The sequence below is a fragment of the Helicobacter sp. genome (assembly GCF_022511165.1).
In the GTDB taxonomy this organism is placed as follows: Bacteria; Campylobacterota; Campylobacteria; order Campylobacterales; family Helicobacteraceae; genus Helicobacter_C.
Genome location: NZ_JAFLSB010000071.1, coordinates 1 through 3,662, shown reverse-complemented (window position 1 = coordinate 3,662; position 3,662 = coordinate 1). Strand labels below are relative to the sequence as shown.

Here is a 3,662-nt window from a genome sequence, read left to right as displayed (position 1 = left end):
TTGGCATTGGATTCTTATGCAAAATCACAAGTGCAGTCTTCTCAAACAAAAAGCATTGCCATAGAGCTACTCAAAGCTCTTGGTTTTATGATAGTATGCTTTGTCGCTGGAATGAGTAGTGAGATGGTAGGTGTTGTTGCGATTTTTGTGCATATAGGATTCTTATTTTTTGCTCTGTATAAAAAGGTGCATTTGCCTCTGTGGTATGTAGCGGGAATTTTTGCCTTTGTATGTGGCTATCTTGCGCTCTATCTAAGCCCCGGACACACTAAAAGAGTGGCGTTATGGTGGGAGCTTTTTGGACGAGATTCTTTTTATACACTCGGTGATATATGGGCAATGAGCATAGGAGAGAAAATCAGGCATTTAAGCATTACTTATGCGCGGTTTGCTGGAAATTTTGGTTTATTTCTTATTGTGCCAATGCTGTTTGTAGTATATAAACATAAGACAAAGAAACTCTATGCTTTTGCTCTTATCTTGGGCGTGATTTTATGCTCTGTCGCATTCAAAAATCATAAGCATTTTTTACCCTTTATAAGTAGTGTAGTTGGGCTTGTGTGGGTGGCTATTGTGGCTATGTTTTATGTGGGCTTTGCGTGGTTTTATCATAAAAGAGCTGAATGGGATATGTATAGGCTTTTTATAAAACTTATTCTTGCTTTTGTGCTTTTTTGTCTCTTTGTTGGCACAACTATTCAAGTAGGGTTGCCTTCCCGCGCAAAGCTCTGCTATGTGCTTATTGAAATGATGATGATATATTTTGTTTTTGTGCAGTGGATAAGCTTACTTAAAGAGAATCTTAAGCAAAGGGTTAAAAAGGTAATAGTAGCTTTGTGCTGTGGGTATGGGATTTTTGTATTAAGTGCATATATTGATGGGCGAGTGAAATGGGAGCAAATGCTAGAATCTATTGCCGCGCAAAAGGCACAAGGACTAGAAGACATTAAAGTAAGCCATAAAACTTTCACATCTTTTTATGCTCAATATGGGGATTGGGGAAATCCAAGCAAAAATCCAAATGTGTGGCCTAATACAAGCTATGCGCATTATTTTGGAGTTAGAAGCTTTGTGGTAGAATGAAGCTTTGAAGTAAGTTTTATAGATATATTTGATACTTGTAAGGAGAGTGAATGCAAAAGCACTCGTGGCAAAAAGCAGGGATAATGTATCTTATTGTAGGAGTAATTAATACCTGCGTGGGCTATGGCATCATTTTTTTTGCCCTCTATTGCTCTCTTATGCCTGAGCTAGCAAATGCACTCGGCTATGGCATAGGATTTATTGTCTCTTATTGCCTCAATAAAACTTTTACCTTTGCCTCCTCCTCTTCACATAAGCGCGATTTGCCGCGTTTTGCTCTTGCTATGGGTATAGCCTATATAACCCAACTGCTTGCAATGAGTTTTGCGTATCGAATCTTAGATGTAAATCCTTATATCGCACAGATTGTCGGCGGGGCAGTGTATGTGTGCCTAGGCTTTGTGATAAGTAAATGCTGGGTTTTTTTACCTAAAGATTCATAAAAGAAGCGTATTGTTTGGCTTTATTTATGCTCTCTAAGCTAGAATCCTTTTTAATATTTGAAGCATAAGGAGGCAGAGATGATTATTATCCCCGCGCGATTAGAATCTACGCGCTTTGCGCAAAAGGCATTATGTGATTTAGGTGGGCTACCTATGGTAGTGCGCACCGCACTCAATGCTAAAGAGGTGGATTCTGTGGTGGTGGCTTGTGATGATGAGCGCATAGCTCAAGCGTGCAAGGCGCATAAGATTGAGTATGTGATGACAGATAAAAGCCACACGAGCGGGACAGATAGATGCGCGGAGGCAGCAAGAAAGCTTGGATTAGGAGCTAATGAAATAGTTATTAATGTGCAAGGCGATGAGCCGTTTTTGGAGCATCAAGTGATTGCTACGCTTATCAAGCTAATGAAAGATAAAAAGCCTTTTATGGGGACTTTGGCGAAAGTTATTTGCGCGGCTGATATTACTGATAGCAATCTCGTTAAAGTCGTGCTTAATGCGCATAATGAGGCGATTTACTTCTCTCGCGCCCCTATTCCTTTTTGTCGTGACAAGGATTGTGAGGTGCTCACACCATATTTGGGGCATTTAGGTATTTATGGCTTTTATGCTAAGAGCCTAGAGGAGTTTTGCGCTCTGCCCAAAAGCCCACTAGAGGAGATAGAAAAGCTTGAGCAGCTCCGCGCCATCTATCATAGAAAGAGTATTGCTCTAGCGGTGGTGGAAACGCAAAGTGTGGGCATTGATACGCCAGAGGATTATAAGAGGGCATTAGAGTATCTAAAAACACGCAATTCTTAGAATCTAAATAGAGTGTCTTAAAAATGTGTAATGCCTAGAATCTTGGGTTTATTTTTTAAAGATTCTAATCTTGTATTTGTTTTTTTCAAGGACACAAGGAGGCTTAAATTTATTGGGCTTGGATTAGTATTTTTTTAAACAAGGGAAATTTTAGAATCTTAATAATTTTTATTTCTTTTTAACTATCTCTCCGTCATTTTTAAGCAACACAAGTTTTTGCTTTGCTACTTCTCTATGGGTTTTGATAAGCTAAACCTCTCTTGGATTCATAATATCCTCTATAAAATATAGAGGACGCGCCTTTGTTTCTGTATAAATTTTACCTATATACTCGCCAATAATACCAAGGCTTAAAAGCTGAATCCCGCTAAAAAAGCACAATACCACAATCGTTGAAGCCCAGCCATATACCACCCCTTGGGTGAAAAACTTCACATACACCGCATATAATCCAAAAGCAAGCGAAAGCACAAAAAATACAATGCCTAACATACTTACAAACCGAAGCGGCATTACGCTAAAACTTGTAATGCCATTCCACGCAAATGAAAGCATTTTGAGCAATGGATATTTGCTCTCTCCTGCAAATCGCTCCAATCTATCATATTCTACCTTATCGCTTTTAAAGCCTAACAAAGGCACAATACCGCGCAAAAAGAGATTGCGCTCTTTAAAGCTTAGAAGTGCTTGTATGGCACGAGAAGAAAGCAATCGATAATCTGCGTGATTATAGGTAATTTGCACACCCATTAATGCCATAAACTTATAGAACCCTAACGCGCTATTTTTCTTAAAAAAACTATCTTTTTGACGGGATTTTCTCACACCTAAAACCACCTCTGCTCCTGCCTTTGCCTTTGCTACAAAAGCACTCATTACGCTTACATCATCTTGCAAATCACAATCAATGCTCAAAGCATAGTCACATTTATTGCTCACATACTCTAGTCCGGCTAAAAGCGCGTTTTGATGCCCACAATTACGCGAGAGCTTGAGTGCAATAATATTTTTTCTTGAATCTCGCCCAATATTTTGCAGAATCTCCCAAGTCTTATCCTTACTCCCATCATCAACAAAACAAATAAAGCTCTCACTTGAAATTTCACCCTCCTCTATGAGGCGCGAAAGCCTAGAACTTAGCTCTTTGTAAGTTTGTGCAATCACTGCTTCTTCATTATATGCAGGCACAACGATACAAAGGCGCATTACAAGCTCCCCTGTAACAAGAGAGAAACTATAAAAATAAAAAACCTATTTGCGCTTTGGGGGATATTTTGCAATAAAAACACACAACAATAAACTTGAAAAAACAAAAAGTAGATTATTTTATAG

General features: G+C 38.9%; 4 protein-coding genes. 3 read left to right on the top strand and 1 reads right to left on the bottom strand.

The window, feature by feature from the left end; all coding sequences use genetic code 11:
- From J1E28_RS07630 to kdsB, 3 genes are all read left to right on the top strand, one after another.
- Positions 1-1,083 (top strand): DUF6056 family protein (locus tag J1E28_RS07630; RefSeq protein WP_291028424.1); only part of this gene is annotated, 1,083 nt, incomplete at its 5' end.
- A 50-nt stretch (positions 1,084-1,133) separates the two neighbouring features.
- Positions 1,134-1,526: a GtrA family protein gene (locus J1E28_RS07625; protein WP_291028422.1), complete on the top strand. Its 393-nt coding sequence runs from the start codon at positions 1,134-1,136 to the stop codon at positions 1,524-1,526.
- Between the two features lie 78 nt (positions 1,527-1,604).
- Entirely contained in the window at positions 1,605-2,330 is a 726-nt protein-coding gene (kdsB, locus tag J1E28_RS07620) for a 3-deoxy-manno-octulosonate cytidylyltransferase (RefSeq protein ID WP_291028421.1), read from the top strand.
- 249 nt (positions 2,331-2,579) lie between these two features.
- Here the strand turns inward: kdsB and J1E28_RS07615 are convergent, their stop codons facing one another.
- On the bottom strand, positions 2,580-3,536 hold the full coding sequence (locus J1E28_RS07615) for a glycosyltransferase family 2 protein (RefSeq protein ID WP_291028419.1): 957 nt from the start codon (positions 3,534-3,536) through the stop codon (positions 2,580-2,582).
- Positions 3,537-3,662: the final 126 nt, after the last annotated feature.

Coding starts and splice junctions, on each gene's coding strand:
- J1E28_RS07625 (WP_291028422.1), top strand. CDS start 1,134: ATGCAAAAGCACTCGTGGCAAAAAGCAGGGATAATGTATCTTATTGTA.
- kdsB (WP_291028421.1), top strand. CDS start 1,605: ATGATTATTATCCCCGCGCGATTAGAATCTACGCGCTTTGCGCAAAAG.
- J1E28_RS07615 (WP_291028419.1), bottom strand. CDS start 3,536: ATGCGCCTTTGTATCGTTGTGCCTGCATATAATGAAGAAGCAGTGATT.